The 15,261-nt window shown below is 43.3% G+C and carries 17 protein-coding genes; 7 read left to right on the top strand and 10 right to left on the bottom strand.

Annotated features, from left to right (window positions below; genetic code table 11):
- Positions 1 to 15: 15 nt before the first annotated feature.
- From ytkD to M1E09_RS04070, 3 genes are all read right to left on the bottom strand, one after another.
- On the bottom strand, positions 16 to 492 hold the full coding sequence (gene ytkD / locus M1E09_RS04080; RefSeq protein WP_456273586.1) for an RNA deprotection pyrophosphohydrolase: 477 nt from the start codon (positions 490 to 492) through the stop codon (positions 16 to 18).
- A gap of 387 nt (positions 493 to 879) precedes the next feature.
- Positions 880 to 1,203, bottom strand: a complete 324-nt coding sequence (locus M1E09_RS04075) for a hydrolase (protein WP_456273585.1) — start codon at positions 1,201 to 1,203, stop codon at positions 880 to 882.
- Between the two features lie 62 nt (positions 1,204 to 1,265).
- Positions 1,266 to 1,667, bottom strand: coding sequence for a phage holin family protein (locus tag M1E09_RS04070; RefSeq protein ID WP_456273584.1), 402 nt, complete (start codon positions 1,665 to 1,667; stop codon positions 1,266 to 1,268).
- Positions 1,668 to 1,818: 151 nt separating this feature from the next.
- On the opposite strand from M1E09_RS04070, the gene M1E09_RS04065 reads away from it, so the two are divergent.
- Positions 1,819 to 2,067 (top strand): DUF6154 family protein, encoded by a 249-nt coding sequence (locus M1E09_RS04065; protein ID WP_456273583.1) that lies wholly within the window; start codon positions 1,819 to 1,821, stop codon positions 2,065 to 2,067.
- A 67-nt stretch (positions 2,068 to 2,134) separates the two neighbouring features.
- Here M1E09_RS04065 and M1E09_RS04060 read toward each other — a convergent pair whose 3' ends face one another.
- Positions 2,135 to 2,326, bottom strand: coding sequence for a polyribonucleotide nucleotidyltransferase (locus tag M1E09_RS04060; RefSeq protein WP_456273582.1), 192 nt, complete (start codon positions 2,324 to 2,326; stop codon positions 2,135 to 2,137).
- A 142-nt stretch (positions 2,327 to 2,468) separates the two neighbouring features.
- Here M1E09_RS04060 and ytzI point away from each other — a divergent pair, with 142 nt between their 5' ends.
- From ytzI to M1E09_RS04030, 6 genes are all read left to right on the top strand, one after another.
- Positions 2,469 to 2,657 (top strand): YtzI protein, encoded by a 189-nt coding sequence (gene ytzI / locus M1E09_RS04055; RefSeq protein ID WP_456273581.1) that lies wholly within the window; start codon positions 2,469 to 2,471, stop codon positions 2,655 to 2,657.
- A 125-nt stretch (positions 2,658 to 2,782) separates the two neighbouring features.
- A complete protein-coding gene (gene yidD, locus M1E09_RS04050) occupies positions 2,783 to 3,022 on the top strand; it encodes a membrane protein insertion efficiency factor YidD (RefSeq protein ID WP_456273580.1) in 240 nt (79 codons plus the stop codon).
- Between the two features lie 127 nt (positions 3,023 to 3,149).
- The gene (locus M1E09_RS04045; RefSeq protein WP_456273579.1) at positions 3,150 to 4,166 is read left to right on the top strand and encodes a metal ABC transporter solute-binding protein, Zn/Mn family; all 1,017 of its coding nucleotides are present in this window, start codon (positions 3,150 to 3,152) and stop codon (positions 4,164 to 4,166) included.
- 181 nt (positions 4,167 to 4,347) lie between these two features.
- Positions 4,348 to 5,703, top strand: a complete 1,356-nt coding sequence (locus tag M1E09_RS04040) for a cytochrome ubiquinol oxidase subunit I (protein ID WP_456273578.1) — start codon at positions 4,348 to 4,350, stop codon at positions 5,701 to 5,703.
- Positions 5,704 to 5,882: 179 nt separating this feature from the next.
- Positions 5,883 to 6,911 carry a cytochrome d ubiquinol oxidase subunit II gene (locus M1E09_RS04035; protein ID WP_456273577.1) on the top strand — a complete coding sequence of 343 codons (1,029 nt, stop codon included), beginning with the start codon at positions 5,883 to 5,885 and terminating at the stop codon, positions 6,909 to 6,911.
- Between the two features lie 79 nt (positions 6,912 to 6,990).
- Positions 6,991 to 7,146, top strand: a complete 156-nt coding sequence (locus tag M1E09_RS04030; RefSeq protein ID WP_456274895.1) for a DUF1540 domain-containing protein — start codon at positions 6,991 to 6,993, stop codon at positions 7,144 to 7,146.
- Between the two features lie 424 nt (positions 7,147 to 7,570).
- Here M1E09_RS04030 and menC read toward each other — a convergent pair whose 3' ends face one another.
- From menC to M1E09_RS04000, 6 genes are all read right to left on the bottom strand, one after another.
- On the bottom strand, positions 7,571 to 8,674 hold the full coding sequence (menC, locus tag M1E09_RS04025) for an o-succinylbenzoate synthase (protein WP_456273576.1): 1,104 nt from the start codon (positions 8,672 to 8,674) through the stop codon (positions 7,571 to 7,573).
- The gene (locus tag M1E09_RS04020; RefSeq protein WP_456273575.1) at positions 8,664 to 10,160 is read right to left on the bottom strand and encodes an o-succinylbenzoate--CoA ligase; all 1,497 of its coding nucleotides are present in this window, start codon (positions 10,158 to 10,160) and stop codon (positions 8,664 to 8,666) included. Before M1E09_RS04020 ends, menC begins: the two co-directional genes overlap by 11 nt.
- A 115-nt stretch (positions 10,161 to 10,275) precedes the next feature.
- Positions 10,276 to 11,094 (bottom strand): 1,4-dihydroxy-2-naphthoyl-CoA synthase, encoded by an 819-nt coding sequence (gene menB, locus M1E09_RS04015; RefSeq protein ID WP_456273574.1) that lies wholly within the window; start codon positions 11,092 to 11,094, stop codon positions 10,276 to 10,278.
- 15 nt (positions 11,095 to 11,109) lie between these two features.
- Entirely contained in the window at positions 11,110 to 11,913 is an 804-nt protein-coding gene (gene menH / locus M1E09_RS04010; RefSeq protein WP_456273573.1) for a 2-succinyl-6-hydroxy-2,4-cyclohexadiene-1-carboxylate synthase, read from the bottom strand.
- Between the two features lie 161 nt (positions 11,914 to 12,074).
- Positions 12,075 to 13,808, bottom strand: a complete 1,734-nt coding sequence (gene menD, locus M1E09_RS04005; RefSeq protein WP_456273572.1) for a 2-succinyl-5-enolpyruvyl-6-hydroxy-3-cyclohexene-1-carboxylic-acid synthase — start codon at positions 13,806 to 13,808, stop codon at positions 12,075 to 12,077.
- The gene (locus M1E09_RS04000; RefSeq protein WP_456273571.1) at positions 13,798 to 15,204 is read right to left on the bottom strand and encodes an isochorismate synthase; all 1,407 of its coding nucleotides are present in this window, start codon (positions 15,202 to 15,204) and stop codon (positions 13,798 to 13,800) included. Before M1E09_RS04000 ends, menD begins: the two co-directional genes overlap by 11 nt.
- Positions 15,205 to 15,261: the final 57 nt, after the last annotated feature.

Genomic DNA, 15,261 nt, shown 5'->3' with positions numbered 1-15,261 from the left:
GCTTATAATGCCTCTTTATTTATGAAATTTCAGTTCATGTTTTAAGTATTCCATAGTCCTGCTGACAACTTCGTCTTTCATCACGAAACTGAATCTCTCATCCCCTTGTACCGTTGAAAAATTGCCGTTCCACAAAACCGGCCCATCCGTCTCATGATAGTGTTGCTTTTCTTCTAATATGGTGTTATCCGTAAAAAAGATCGCCTTAGCAAAAGGAGGATCCTGATTGACCATATATGTCCCGACACGGATTAACTTGGATGCTATAGCACCAGTTTCTTCAAAAAGCTCCCTTTCAGCAGCCTCTTCCAGCGTTTCGCCAGGCTCCATTTTGCCCCCTGGAAATTCAAGTCCGCGGCTTTTATGTTGTGTTAAAAGCCAATCATTCTTATGGCAGGCGATCACAAAGACATGTTCAGGATCGACCGCAAAGTCACCTCTCCCTAAACAAAGAGTCACTTCATGCCCATGATAGTCTGTAAATTTTTCCATACATTTTTCACCATGTTTTCTATGTAGTCTTTAGGTTACATTATACTATTTTTCGGAGAGTTGTTCATATGAATAACCTTACCGGTAATAACTCGTTTCCCGCTTCGTGCTTATTGTTGTAAATGTTTCCGTTAATTCCCTTTCCCCCGGGGGAGGGTGACTTCTCGAGGTGTATCTTTTACCTTTTCATCAACTTGAACCTCGTTTACGGACTTCTCGAGGTGCATGTTTTACTCTGCCCCACTTTACACAACCAGGCAATGGCATTTTATATCCCTTACATCACCGGTTCCCATGAATATCTTCTATCACCACCCTGGACCAGTATGCCTCTGTTATAAAGTTTCTGATATTAACTCAAAAAAACAGCAATCAATATGATCGCTGTCAGTGTAGATCTTTCAGAATGCCCATACTCTTGATATGATTTTTAGCTTCTTCATCACCAAGTGTATAAATCATTTGATAAGCATGGAGAAGATTATCGTCATAGGCATCATTATCTTTATCAAAATGATATTGCAGGTAGGGTGTATGGGCTCTATAGAAATTCCGCCAATCCACAGCGTGGTTAGAATCAAATACTTCCCTCAGTCTGGTGATTTCCTCATCGGTGGCCGAGATTTTGAAGTTCCAGGGAGAATCCGTAGAACTCCTGGATATTTCCCCATTTGCGATTTCAATATAGTAGTCATGTTTTTCTTCTGCCATGAGTTCCACCCCTTAACAATGTTATTTATCTTTTTCCTCAAACCCGGCAATCTTATACAGACTTATTTCTTCCTTTTGATCTTGTTGCGCAGCGATTCAACTGCACCGCTCAAGAACGGGGGTATCGGCAAACCTGCGCGGCCTGCATTTTCGATGATCGATAAAATTTCATTACAAAGATAAAAAATTATCGTGGAATCCCGAATAATATGCTGATTTCCAAGTATAGTATCAATAAGGTGGGCAACAGCCACCAAGCTGAAAATGAGTAATTTTTTCCCTATTCCTTTAAGACCTGTTCGGCTTGAAAGTTTTCCTTCAATGCCTGCCGCAACCATTCCTGATAGATAGTCAATGACCATCGCTATAATCAAGATCATGAGCAATGAGCTCCAGCCGCTGCTGGTAAAATTGGATACCGTTGATGTGATGACTGATGCAAACGGAATAACCAGCTTGTTCATCCCCTTTCCTCCCTTCCGACAATAAAATGTGGGATTAACCTATTGTAAAAAGGGTAAATATTGAATAAGTGAGTTGTCCCTTTTATGTATCATATGAGGAAAGTACTAGAACGGTTATAAATACGAAGAAAAAATTGTACAGGAGGTGGGAATGATGAAATTAGTAGAAGAACTGTATGAAATTTATCGAGGCAAAATCCGGGGAACGGATGAAGACTTGGATATGATTGCATTAACGATCTTAGAAGAATCCTCAAGACAAGAACTGCTCAATATAATTGAAGAAATGGACAATGATGAACTACAATATTTTATCCGCCTATACATATTGGAAACGTTAAAAGAAAAACTTACTTCAAATGAACAACAACAGCAAAGTTACAGGAGAAATGTACACTAAAAAGCGGAAAGGTTCCGTACGGATTTATCAATATTAAAAATACCCCCAGTTAGTCGGGGGTATTTTCTCATCCTTTCAAATCAATTGAATTCCCTTTGAAAGGATGCTGGGCTTCACTTGCGTTGGCAGGCTCGACCATTTTTTCCATCATGGCTGTTGCGCCAGCTACCTGTGATGCCATCTGGCTTTGCAGCAAACTTAAATTTAAAGTGTGCTGAAGCTCTGCAGTCTGTCTGCTCATTATAGAAGATAAATTCATCAGAATCCCCATTTCTTGAAAGATTGATGTCTATTGCTATGTGAGTCTGTCTTAAACTTACCAGACTTTTTCAATAATAGGAATAGTTATTAACGAGATATCCCCTTCATGGTAAAATAGAAAGACAAGGGAGGAATGAGAAATGGGTTACGCAGGTATCCTCGTAATTTCAATCATCATCATTTTTATCGTCATTCTTGTAAGTGTACTGACAACCAGTAAAGCCTATACTTATAAACATACCGTAGACCCGATTGATAATAATCCGAATCTGAACCATGACGAAGAGCAGGATGAAAATGCTGATCAGGGTGAAAACAAACGCTCCTAATCGAATTTTTGACAAAGCGAACAATTCCGGTTGTTCGCTTTTACATGCTATCTTATGGGTTACTTAGTTTTAATATCGCTCATACCATGGTATATTTCTGTTATAAGTAAGTTGGGGGCTCTGTCATGAAGAGACTATTTTTAATGATTATTAAATTTTATCAACTTGTTATTTCTCCGCTTAAACCGCCTACATGCAGATTTTATCCGACATGCTCGCACTATGGGGTGGAATCGATCAAGCGCTTTGGGGCCTTGCGTGGAGGCTGGTTAACCATAAAAAGAATTGTAAAATGTCATCCCTTTCATCCAGGCGGGATTGACCATGTTCCGGAAGAGTGGCCATCAAGCAGAAAAAAATCTTGATGGTTTTTTTCTTGCTTTTATATTCATGTGGTAGTAAAATCATTTATGGAATATAAATCGTAATGATTACTTTTTAAATACTGGAGAAGATGAAAACACTTTTTTTATACACAAAGGAGGAACACACTTGAAATACTTAAAATTGTTAGTCTTGACCTCCTTTCTTCTATTGCTGGCTGCGTGCGGAGCAGAAAGCGATCAGGGAGAAAGCGATAATGCAGATGCTTTAAAAGTCTATACAACCGTCTATCCACTAACTGATTTCACTGAAAAAATTGGTGGTGAATACGTGACCGCTGAATCAATCTATCCACCAGGTGCTGATGAACATACCTTTGAACCTTCCCAAAAAGATATGATGAAATTATCGGATGCAGACCTCTTTATTTATATTGGCCTTGGGCTTGAAGGATTTGTCGACCGTGCCAAGGACGTTTTGGAAAGTGAAAATGTATCCATGGTTGCTGCCGGCTCTGAGATAGAGGGCAGCCTTGAGAGTGGACATAGCGAGGAAGAGTCCCATAATGAAGAGCATGGTGATGAAGAAGGCCATGATGAACATGCTGACGAAGAAGAAGGGCATGACGATCACGCTGACAGCCACGATCATGGGCATGATATCGATCCACACGTCTGGCTGGACCCTGTTTATGCCAAAGAGTTGGCTCATAGCATTTATGAAAATCTTGCAGAAGAATTGCCTGAGCATGAACCTGTTTTCAAGGAGAACTATGAAACTCTTGTTACTCAACTCGATGAATTGAATGAGTCCTTTGAAAGCACAGTCCAATCAGCTGAGAGAAAACAAATCTTTGTTGCTCATGCTGCTTACAGCTACTGGGAGGAACGCTACGGAATTGAACAGGTTGCGATAGCAGGAATCTCTTCAACCGATGAACCTTCACAACAGGAATTGAAGAACATCATTGATACCGCTATGGAAAACAATATCTCATATATCATTTTTGAACAAAACGGTTCATCCCGCCTGACCGAAGTCGTGCAGAAAGAAATCGGTGCTGAAAAATTGACGCTTCATAATCTGGGTGTACGAACACAGGCAGATATAGATGAGGAAAAAGATTATTTTGACCTGATGAACGAAAATATCGATACGCTGCAGAAAGCTCTTGGCAGTGAATGATTTGTGGAAAGCGCTGATCCCTTTGGGTCAGTGCTTTTTTCTTTTATTAATCTGTATTGGCGGCAGCTCCGACGCTATTTTCCCTGTAAATAACCTTCCTTCCAACATTGGATAACTCTGCATAATTTCTTCCTTTTTGTGGACAATACTAACGTCAATCACTTACTAAAGGAGTAACATTATGGATGATTTGGTAATTGCAAGGTCAATGTTTGGAACAACGATGGGATTTCATATCATTTTTGCCACGCTTGGTGTGGCGATTCCGATGATGATTCTGGTCGCTGAACTGCTTTATCAAAAAACAAAAGATCATGAGTATGAAGTGATGGGAAAAAGATGGACAAAGGCCTTTGCCGTCCTGCTGGGAGTAGGAATACCTTCAGGAACGATTGCCGGTGTCCAGCTCTCCTTACTGTGGCCCGGTTTCATGGAGGTCGTGGGAAGGGTTATGGCACTTCCTTTCCAAATTGAGATTTATGCCTTCTTTGTAGAAGCATTGTTTATGTCAATTTATGTGTATGCGGCCAACCGTATCGCTCCTTGGATGAGGATCCTGAGTTTATCGCTGGTTGTGCTTGGTGGACTTGCTTCGGCTGTACTGATTACCAATGTCCATGCTTTTGAAGGAACACCAGCTGGTTTCCGGATGGTCAACGGAGAGATTGTTGATGTCGATCCATGGAAGGCCTTCTTTAATCCTAGTTTCTTTGTCACCGCAGGCCATGTGGCCCTCTCTGCTTATGTAACAGGCGGATTTGTGATTGCTTCTGTTGCTGCTTATAAAATGCTGCGAGCGGATTTTGGCAGCAGGATGTATAAGTTTCACCGGAAGGCTTTGATGCTCGGCTTGATTGTTGGGGGAATCTTTTCTTTCCTGACAGCGATCAATGGACATGAATCTGCCCAAATGCTTCATGAATATCAGCCGGAGAAGCTTGCTGCCGCGGAAGGTTTGTTTGAAACACAAAAATATGCTCCATTAGCCATAGGCGGTTTCACCGATAAAGAAACACAGGAAGTGAAATGGGGAATAGAAATTCCTTGGGCATTGAGTTTTCTGGCAGGAAACAGCTTTAAAACAGAAGTAATCGGCCTGAATGATTTTCCGGAAGAATACTGGCCCCCTCTATTCGTCCACACTCTTTTTAACGCAATGGTAGGAATTGGCAGTCTGTTGATCATGCTTGCACTTATGGCATATGTCTGGAACAAATTACTGAAAAAAGATCGATTCCCAAAATGGATGATGTGGTTATTCATTTCAGGAGGACCTCTTTCCATTCTTGCCATTGAGTTCGGCTGGATATTCGCGTGTACCGGCAGACAGCCCTGGACCATTTACAGAATGCTGAGTACGGAAGATTCGGTAACGACGACAGGCAATTTAGCAACTCTGTTTGTTGCATTCACCTCAGTGTATGTTGTGTTGGGCATTGCCGTCGTATCCGTTCTCCTCTACTATTTCCGGAGACATCCGGCTGAAGATGATCTCAATAAGGTTGAAAAAACGACAGAAGCCGGTTTCTTTTCTTAATTCTGGTTGAAATTACTTTGTGGCTATAAAGAATATTGAGGCGGCTCCTTTTCAGGATATAGGGTTTTCCCATGACGGCGGATAAGGGCCGAACCACCCTTGTACCATCATTTTTTTTGATTCTGCCAAACAGTATCCTGCTCGTCTGCATAATTTAATCAACTCTTGGAGGTGAAAAGATGTCGAATGAGTTATTGGCCATTACCGTTTTGTGGGGGTTCGTATTCATCTATGCCGTAATGGCCACCATGGACTTCGGAGCAGGTTTCTGGTCGATGGTCTATATTAATCGGGAAAAAACAAAAGCCACCAATATTGCAAACCGCTATTTGTCTCCAACCTGGGAAGTAACAAACACGTTCATTGTGGCCATCGTCGTAGCGGTCTACAGCTTTTTCCCCGGTGCAGCCTACTCACTGGGTACAGTCCTCCTGGTACCAGGAAGCATGATTCTCTTGCTCCTGGCCCTGCGAAGCGCCTTTCTTGTATTTTCCCATGTCGCAGAAGAATACAGGAAAGTGCTTACCTACATCTCAGGAATATGCGGACTTTTTATTCCAGGACTGCTGATCAGCGTGCTGCCTATTTCACATGGAGAATTCGTTGACTTTGAAAATGGCCAGACGCTGCAGTTGGGAGAACTGTTTACCAGCCCGAATGAGTATGCTTTTATCGGCTTTGCCATCAGCTCTACGCTATTCCTGTCTTCTCTTCTGCTCGCCGATTATTCAAAGGCATCAGAGGAATTGGAAGCGTATCGGGTTTATCGGAGAGATGCTATGATTACCGGACCGATTTCACTGGCAACAGCCATCTTAATCATGATTACCCTTAAAATAGAGGCAGGCTGGCTTTATGAAAAAATGGTGGAGGACCAGCTCCTGCTGTTTTTCTCCTTGCTTGGGTTTCTTGTTGCCGGTGCAGCCTTATTTCTGCCTACAGATAAAAAAGGCATTAAGGGGATGCCCAGAATTGCTGTCATCGCCATTACTCTGCAATACTTAATTGCAAGTTATGTTTATGGAAAAGCACATCTTCCGTATATCATTTATCCTGAGGTCACGATCAGCTCAGGCTTTACGGACCCTAACTCCTTCAAAGCGGTGTTTATCACGTATATCGTCGGCTTTGCCATATTGTTCCCTGGATTTGTTTATTTCTGGAGTTTATTCATGAACGACAAACGATATCTGAAGCAGAAAACCTAGTTATTGTTACCACTCATAAATCCCCCTGTTTTCATTAAAAATAAGCTTGTACGGCATTTCTAAAATGGGAGTGATTATGATGGCAAAAGACGTACTTTGTGAAGTGAACAACTGTCATTTCTGGAAAAAAGGCAACCTCTGCTCGGCCGAACAAATTTATGTTGTCAGTCACACCGGAAAACAAGCTGATGACCAGCACGAGACAGATTGTAAAACATTTGAACCACTATCATAAAACGCAAAGAGGTCGAGACAAAACCTTAATAAAAGGCTCTCTTCGCAATGGTTGTGTCTGTTAATAAGTAATGGATTTCCGCTCCAGCCGCACGACTCCGCGGGGCGGGCGGTGAGCCTCCTCGGCTTCGCCTGTGGGGTCTCACCTGTCCCGCTAGTCCCGCAGGAGGTCGCACGGCTTCCGCTCCAATCCTTCTACGTGATAGGGTATAGCGTAAGATGGCATAAGAAAACCTAGTATCGAGGGGAATAAACCAACTCTTGGGATTCTTCCATAAGCAACAATCTAAACGAATCCAGCCTTCTAATAAAATGATTGAACCGCATGATGTCAAGTATATTACTAATCCTTGACCTCATGCGGCTTTATTTTCGTTAATTCTTCTTGAATCAATTAGTTTTCCACTTAGGTCCCAGCCTCGCTTTTACGTATATGTCTCACTGAACAGGGTAACTTCCTTAAGTCTTTTCCTGTTAAGGTCAACCCCTATTCCCGGGGCTTGCGGAACTGGAATTTCGCCATCAGTCACCTTAATCTCCGGTACGATGATATCTTGTTCCCAATAGCGTGAAGAAGAAGAAATATCACCGGGAAAATCAAACCCTTTTAAGGTTGAAAGAGCGATATTGTGCGCTCTGGAAATTCCAAATTCGATCATTCCCCCGCACCAGACATGCACCCCATGCCGTTCGCATAAGTCGTGAATCGAAATGGCCGTGTGATAGCCTCCCACTCTGCCAAGTTTAATATTGATGTAGCCGCAGCTGCCCAGCGAAATAGCGGTTTTGGCATCGTGTAAAGACGAAATGCTCTCATCAAGGCATATCTTTGTTTTCATTTCTTTTTGGAGCAGGCTGTGATCATATATATCATCAATCCCCAAAGGCTGTTCGATCATTTCCAATTGGAATTCATCCATTGCCTTCAGACGGTCTAAATCGCCCAGTGTGTAGGCAGAGTTTGCATCAGCCATTAACCTTAAAGTTGGAAACTCTCTCCTTAAGCTTTTTATCAAATCATCATCTGCTCCGGGAGATATTTTCACTTTAATTCTCTCATAGCCTTCTTTCACCAGTTCATGAACCTGCTCGATTGTTTGGACTATAGTGGGAGTTCCGGCCACCGCACCTGCTTTGATCACCTCTCTTGAACCCCCGATTACTTTCCAAAGAGGCTTGTTTAGCTGTTTAGCATATAGGTCCCATACCGCGCATTCCAAGGCTGCCTTTGCCATATTGTTCCTTCTCACGGTTGAGAACAACGAGGAAACCTCTTTTGGGTGTGATATGGAGGATTTCATTAAGAGCGGAATCAATACTTCCTTAAGGATATGAAGCGAAGTACCGACCGTCTCTTCTGTATACCAGGGAGTACTGAAGGCAACACCTTCTCCATATCCGCGGTTTCCTTTCTCATCAATGACCTCCGTTATGATTCCTTCCCGTTCATTGACTTTGCCGAGATGTGTGGAGAATGGCTTTTTCAACTTCATTCTGATAACATGCAGAATCACTTTTTCAACTTTCATCCGTCTTCTCCTTTTGGATGAGACTCCTGAGGTTTTTCCGCAGCAATTTATTGGAAGCGTTCCGTGGCAGATTGTCTACAAAATAAAACCTGTGTGGAACCTTATACCGAGCCAACCTGTTCTGGCAGAATTCTTTCAGTTCAGCTTCAGAAAGTGATTTCCTGGAAACGACAAACGCTCCCGCTACTTGTCCCCATTCTGCCGATTCCAGTCCTATTACACCTGCTTCGATGATATCCCTGTGTGAGATCAGCACGGATTCAATTTCAGCAGGGTAAACATTCTCCCCTCCCGAAATGATTAAGTCCGATCTGCGGTCAAGCACATATAGAAAACCTTCTTCATCTTGATATCCAATATCCCCGGTTAAAAACCAACCATCGGTGAAGCTTTCTTCATTCGCCTTATCACGGTTCAAGTATCCACTTGTTACATTTGGGCCTCTGACGGCAATTTCTCCTTCTTCATTGGCAGCAGCTGTTCTGCTTCCTTTTACAATTTTTAATTCACAAGGAAACAAAGGCTTGCCCGCTGAACCTAACTTCTTCAAGCTGTCCTCCGGTGATAATGTAACAAACTGGGAAGAGGTTTCAGTCATCCCATATGTCTGGTAGACAGGGATATCCTTGCCTTTACATTCTTCCAGCATGCTTTTGGGAGCAGGCCCGCCCCCCAGCAGCATACAGCGAAAACTACTATGGTAACGGCCTTTATCTAAGTCGTTCAACAGTCTCTGCAGCATGGCACTTACTACCGAGATGATTGTTGCTCCGCCGCTTGTCAATTCATGTTTAACAGCTTCTTCATCAAATTTTTCAAAGAGCTTTAACTCGATTCCATAGATGATGCTTCTCATCAGGATGGAATATCCGCTGATATGGAACAGTGGAACTGTACACAGCCAGATATCATCTTCCTTGAGGCCAAGGTTCAGGGCCGAGCCCACAGCACTCCACCAATGGTTGTTATAGGACTGGAGTACTCCCTTTGGATTCCCGGTGGTACCTGAAGTATACATAATTGTGCAGACATCATTCATATCCACTTGAGCAGCTGGTTGAAAGCCTTGGTGCTTATTATTTTCGACTTCACCAAGAGATACGACATTCTCGTTACGGACACTCTTTTTCAAGTCTTGTACCAGTATTGAAAAATCATCGTCATATACTATTGCTTCCACCATCGTATCTTCCAGCTGAAACCTGAGTTCTTCTGCAGTTAGACGGTTATTCAGCATGACCGCCGTCACCCCAGCCTGCTGAAGGGCATGAAGCATGAAGAATCCTTCTTTTGTATTCTTTATTAGAACTCCGGCTCTCTTCCCTTGTACCAGACCCAATTCTTGAAGAGCGCCTGCCCAACCGGCTGCAATTTTGTATAAAGTCTTGAAGGTACAGCTGTACTCACCAAATGACAGCGCTATTCTGTCGGGCGTAAGAAAAGCCCTTTGTTTTAAAAAGTTAGGAAGAAATAAACTGTTCTCCATTTTATATTCTCCAATCAAACTTATTCTTTGAATTTACTTATGTAAAAAATCCGAAAAAAGCTTGATGGAATTTTCCATCAAGCTTAGGTTTGTAAAAATCCGCAGTCGCTGCGAATCAAGGGAAACGAGGGAATTGTCCAAAATCCGGCTTGCGTTTTTCCTTGAACGCATCGCGGCCTTCTTTTGCCTCATCAGTTGTGTAATAGAGAAGTGTTGCATCACCAGCAAGCTGTTGAAGCCCTGCAAGTCCATCTGTATCTGCATTGAAGGAAGCTTTCAAGAAACGTAGTGCAGTCGGGCTCTTCTCAAGCATTTCAGATGCCCATTGTACTGTTTCTTCTTCCAGTTTCTCATAAGGTACAACCGTGTTGACCAAGCCCATCTCAAGAGCTTCCTGTGCGCCATACTGGCGGCATAGGTACCAGATTTCTTTTGCTTTCTTATGGCCGACGATGCGAGCCAGATAGCCTGCACCATAACCAGCATCAAAGCTGCCGACTTTAGGTCCTGTTTGTCCAAATACAGCGTTGTCAGCAGCAATAGTGATATCACATACCACATGCAGCACATGGCCGCCTCCGATCGCATATCCAGCTACCATTGCGATTACCGGCTTTGGAATCACACGGATTAGACGTTGCAAGTCAAGGACATTCAAACGAGGAATTTCGTCTTCACCAACGTATCCGCCATGGCCGCGGACTCTTTGGTCTCCTCCTGAACAAAACGCGTGCTCTCCAGCACCCGTAAGAACGATGACGCCTACCTTGGAATCATCTCTCGCATATGCAAAAGCATCGATTAATTCCATAACAGTTTTTGGACGGAATGCATTGCGGACTTCAGGACGATTGATCGTGATTTTCGCTATGCCGTTATATGTTTCATACAGAATGTCTTCATAATTTCTTTCGCTTACCCACTCAAATGACATGACGGGAAAACCTCCTTATGTATTCTTTAAGAACTTCCTTACTATTGTACCAAACTTTTCAGGTTCTTCCACATGTAATGCATGGCCGCACCCGCTAACTTTTTCTATAGCCGCCATTTTGACTGTTTTCTGCATCTCTTCCGCAATCTTGCAAAACTTGTTGTCCAATTCACCGACTATAAAAAGCATTTCCATAGGAAGACTGCTTAATTCCTGCCAATATCCGGGCTGTGTTCCAGTTCCCATTCCTTTTAAGCTGTTCGCAAGTCCCACAGGATTTTGTGACAGCCTGTTCTCCCTGATTTCTGCTTGCAACGCATCAGGCAAAGATCTCTGTGAAGCAAACAAAGGGATTCGCTCCCAATAATCGACGAAGTTAGTCATTCCTTCAGTTAGGATTCTCTCAGCAAGCCTGCCATCATATTCTGCCCTTTGCTTACGCTCTTGTTCAGTCTTTAAACCAGGTGATGAACTTTCCAGAATTAATGAGGCCACCCGCGATGGATAGGTTACAGCAAAAGCAATCGCCAGCCTTCCTCCCATTGAATAGCCAAGCAGATTTACTTTGTCTGCCTGCAATGAATCAAGAAGATCCTTAATATCTTCAACAGCCTTTTCAATCCGGTACCGATCAGGGTCTGCAGGGGAATCAGTTTTTCCATGCCCAAGTAAGTCAACGGAAATTGTTTTGCAGCCTTGCAGAAAAGGAAGAAGGTTTTTCCATGTGCTGCTGTCGCCGGTAAAACCGTGAAGGAGCAGAACCGGAGTCCCGTCTCCTTCAGTCTCTATATGATAATGTACACCATCTTTTCGTACCATATTAAAACCTCTTTACATTAGATTTTTTCTGCGGGCAACGAATTGATAGGGTATCCCTAAGAGAAACAACCTATTGCAATCTTGTCTATTCTTGGGTCACTGCTTGCAACCACTCCCATTAAATCGGGAATTTTTTCACTTTCAACTTAATTATCGACCAATTATAGTAACTTTTCTATTTCCCGGGAAACATTATTCCACATTTCTCGATGATTAAGAACATTATCATTCCTATTGGTAATGGCTTCAATGATAGAGAGACCTTTATGAGATTCCCACTCAGAAATCGACTGGGATAACTGCTCTTGATTCTCAACCTTATTAAAATGAGCCCCATATAGGCTGGCTGCATGGGAAAAATTGAGGTCAGCCGGAGTGCCGAATAAAAGTTCAAAATGCTCTTTCTCATTCGATTGAGGTAAATACGAGAAAATCCCGCCACCATTATTATTGATAAGGAGGATTTTTAAGTTGAGCTTATGCATCTTGCCCGCAAGCAGTCCATTCATATCATGATAGAAAGCAAGGTCGCCTATGACGAGATATGTCGGCTTGCCAGCGGTACTTATACCAAGTGCCGTGGATAGGATCCCATCAATCCCATTGGCTCCCCTGTTCCCCATGATCCTAATATTTTTGGAGTTGTTGGCAAAGAAAGTATCAATATCCCTTATCGGCATACTGTTGCTTGCAAACACGACAGCCTCTTCCGGCAAAGAATCAATGAACGTTCTGACTGACATCCCTTCATCAAGCTGGTTACTCGCTGCCTGATAATCAGCTGCCTGCTGCTGAGCAGCCCGGTTGATAGCCACCCACTTCTCAAGCCATTCCTCAGTTGGACTCAGAGGCGTTACAACTTCAGACAATTGGTTAAAGAAACGTGCCTCGTCAGCATAAATCATTTCAGTTGATTTACCTGCAGGATCACGCCACAATCCTCCTGAATCCACAACCCAATGATCGATGTCCAAATTCTTAAGGAAGATTGTCAATGCCTTCGATACCGGCATTGCTCCTACCCGAATGACAATGTCAGGTACAAGCTTCTGCTTAACCTTTTCTATGCGCAGAAAACTGTCATACCCGTCGATCACATGAGTCTTTTGGTGATTGCCGCTTCTCATGCATGAAAGCGGATCCCCCAAAACAGGAAAATCCAGTTTTTCGGCAAGGCTGATGACTGCCTCGACAACAGCCTCATCACTCTGGGGACCGACGACGATTATGCCTTTTTGTTTTTGGGCCAAAGCCATTGAGAGTCTCTCTAACACAGCAGGTGGAACGACAGACACCCCTTGCGCAATTGCTGTCCCGCGCTTTCCTTCTTGAAAGGAATAGTCCATGTTTGGTATGAGCGGTTCACGCAATGGGAAGTTGAAATGAACCGGTCCTTGGGGCACACTGCGAGCTATCGCCGTTCCCCGGGATGCCGTTCTCTTGGCATATTGAATCATAGATCCTGTATGCTCAGGCAGTGCCATTTCATCAAACCACTTTACATGGCTGCCAAACAGGTTGATTTGATTGATTGCCTGCGGAGCCCCAAACTCCCGCAGTTCATGAGGCCTGTCTGCGGTAAGGACAACGAGTGGCACCCTTGAGTACTTCGCCTCAATGACTGCAGGATAGTAATTGGCTGCGGCAGTACCTGATGTGCAAAGAATCGCAGTCGGCTCATTGTCTGCTTTTGCCATGCCGAGTGCAAAAAAAGCTGCCGATCTTTCATCAATATTCACGAAAACTTCGATAGCAGGGTGCTTGGCGAATAAGAGCGCCAAAGGGGTCGACCTGGATCCCGGACTTATGACAACCCGATTTACACCAGATTGATGAAGTTCTTCTATAAAAGCTGAAAGATATTCGGTCATTGCCTGCTGATGATCATAGTCCATCAGTATTTCCCCCTAAAGCACGAAACATTGGTTTGAATTTAATTTGTGTTTCACGGTATTCACTGGCAGCCGTAGAATCAGCCACCACGCCGCAGCCGGAATATAAGTACGCCTTATCCTTGTGGATGAGCCCGGAACGGATGGATACGGCAAACTCTCCATTTCCATAGGAATCCATCCATCCCATTGGGGCAGCATAGAGGCCTCTGTCCATCTTTTCAGCTTGCTTGATCGTCTTCATCGCTTTATCCCTCGGTACCCCGCCAAGTGCAGGAGTGGGATGAAGCTGCCCGACAAACTTCAGGATGGAAGTCTCATTATCACATTCTCCTTTGACTGGAGTGAAAAGGTGCTGTATATCCCTTACTTTCATAAGTACAGGCTCGTCCGGCATATGGACATCCGTGCAGTATTCACTTATAACATCCCTGATCATCTCAACGACCAGCTTATGTTCATGCAGATTTTTTTCATCATTAAGTAAACTTCTGCCTAATTTACGGTCTTCCTCAGAATTCTTGCCTCTGGCTATTGAACCAGCCAAACAGGTGGACAGAATTTCTGAACCTTCTTTTTTTACAAGCCTCTCAGGTGACGCTCCAAGAAAACAGCTATTAGCCACTTCAAAAGAAAAGATGAAGCTTTCCTGCTGCTCGTTCCAGAGGTTATGAATGACTTGATCAGAATGCGGCCTTTCTTTAAAAGACATCAGCATTTTTCTTGCCAGTACAACCTTTTCCATTTCTCCGCCTTTCAACTGGTCGACAACTTCCTCAAGGGCTGCCTTCCAGTCATCAGGGGCAACCTCTTCCGCCCCTTGCAAAGCTAAATTAAAACGGTTTGGCTGATCCTGTTCAAACAGCTCCTGCTGTTTTCTTTCAATAATAGATAACAGGCCTTCATCATCCTGTGAAGTACATAGGATATTCGTGGTTAAATAGCAGCCTTCTCCTGTTAAGGTCAACATAAAAGTAGGCATTTGGAAAATACCATGCGAGAAATCTGACCATTCTTTCGCTCTTGGAACGCTCGGATCAAAAGAGAATCCCCCAAATAACAAAGGGCCTGTCCCTGCCACTTCTTCCTCTGCTTCTATTTCTGCATGTTCGATTAAGCGCTTCCACTCTTTTTCAATAGAAATGTATCGATTGTCTTCAGAATCATTTCTAAACATATAAGTACTGCCTATACCGGCAATTTGTGTGTCACTTTCCTTGTCCTTCCAAAAAAAGCGTTCTCCATGATATATAGAGGAACCCTTTGTATAAAATGAAAGGGGGTTTACGTGGCTGATTTTCCGCACTGCACTATATAAGACCGGAATGCCTTCAGCTTTTGCTTTGGCCAATGCCTTGCTAAAGCTGCCTCCGATTTTGATTTCCTGAATAATACTCAAAAAAATCCCCCCATAGAGCCTTTTCCATAAGATTAAAACCTATTTTAAGATACACCT

Source organism: Bacillus sp. AK031, assembly GCF_053903065.1.
Note: the sequence above shows the minus strand (reverse complement) of the source record. Positions and strands in the feature narration are given on the sequence as shown.

Excerpts from the sequence above, each read along its gene's own strand:
- M1E09_RS04020 (WP_456273575.1), bottom strand. The coding sequence starts at position 10,160 with ATGGAGAACAGTTTATTTCTTCCTAACTTTTTAAAACAAAGGGCTTTT.
- menH (WP_456273573.1), bottom strand. The coding sequence starts at position 11,913 with ATGGTACGAAAAGATGGTGTACATTATCATATAGAGACTGAAGGAGAC.
- menD (WP_456273572.1), bottom strand. The coding sequence starts at position 13,808 with ATGGACTATGATCATCAGCAGGCAATGACCGAATATCTTTCAGCTTTT.
- M1E09_RS04030 (WP_456274895.1), top strand. The coding sequence starts at position 6,991 with ATGGCAAAAGACGTACTTTGTGAAGTGAACAACTGTCATTTCTGGAAA.
- menC (WP_456273576.1), bottom strand. The coding sequence starts at position 8,674 with ATGAAAGTTGAAAAAGTGATTCTGCATGTTATCAGAATGAAGTTGAAA.
- M1E09_RS04075 (WP_456273585.1), bottom strand. The coding sequence starts at position 1,203 with ATGGCAGAAGAAAAACATGACTACTATATTGAAATCGCAAATGGGGAA.
- M1E09_RS04035 (WP_456273577.1), top strand. The coding sequence starts at position 5,883 with ATGTCGAATGAGTTATTGGCCATTACCGTTTTGTGGGGGTTCGTATTC.
- ytkD (WP_456273586.1), bottom strand. The coding sequence starts at position 492 with ATGGAAAAATTTACAGACTATCATGGGCATGAAGTGACTCTTTGTTTA.
- M1E09_RS04060 (WP_456273582.1), bottom strand. The coding sequence starts at position 2,326 with ATGAATTTATCTTCTATAATGAGCAGACAGACTGCAGAGCTTCAGCAC.
- M1E09_RS04070 (WP_456273584.1), bottom strand. The coding sequence starts at position 1,667 with ATGAACAAGCTGGTTATTCCGTTTGCATCAGTCATCACATCAACGGTA.
- ytzI (WP_456273581.1), top strand. The coding sequence starts at position 2,469 with ATGGGTTACGCAGGTATCCTCGTAATTTCAATCATCATCATTTTTATC.
- M1E09_RS04040 (WP_456273578.1), top strand. The coding sequence starts at position 4,348 with ATGGATGATTTGGTAATTGCAAGGTCAATGTTTGGAACAACGATGGGA.
- yidD (WP_456273580.1), top strand. The coding sequence starts at position 2,783 with ATGAAGAGACTATTTTTAATGATTATTAAATTTTATCAACTTGTTATT.
- M1E09_RS04065 (WP_456273583.1), top strand. The coding sequence starts at position 1,819 with ATGATGAAATTAGTAGAAGAACTGTATGAAATTTATCGAGGCAAAATC.
- menB (WP_456273574.1), bottom strand. The coding sequence starts at position 11,094 with ATGTCATTTGAGTGGGTAAGCGAAAGAAATTATGAAGACATTCTGTAT.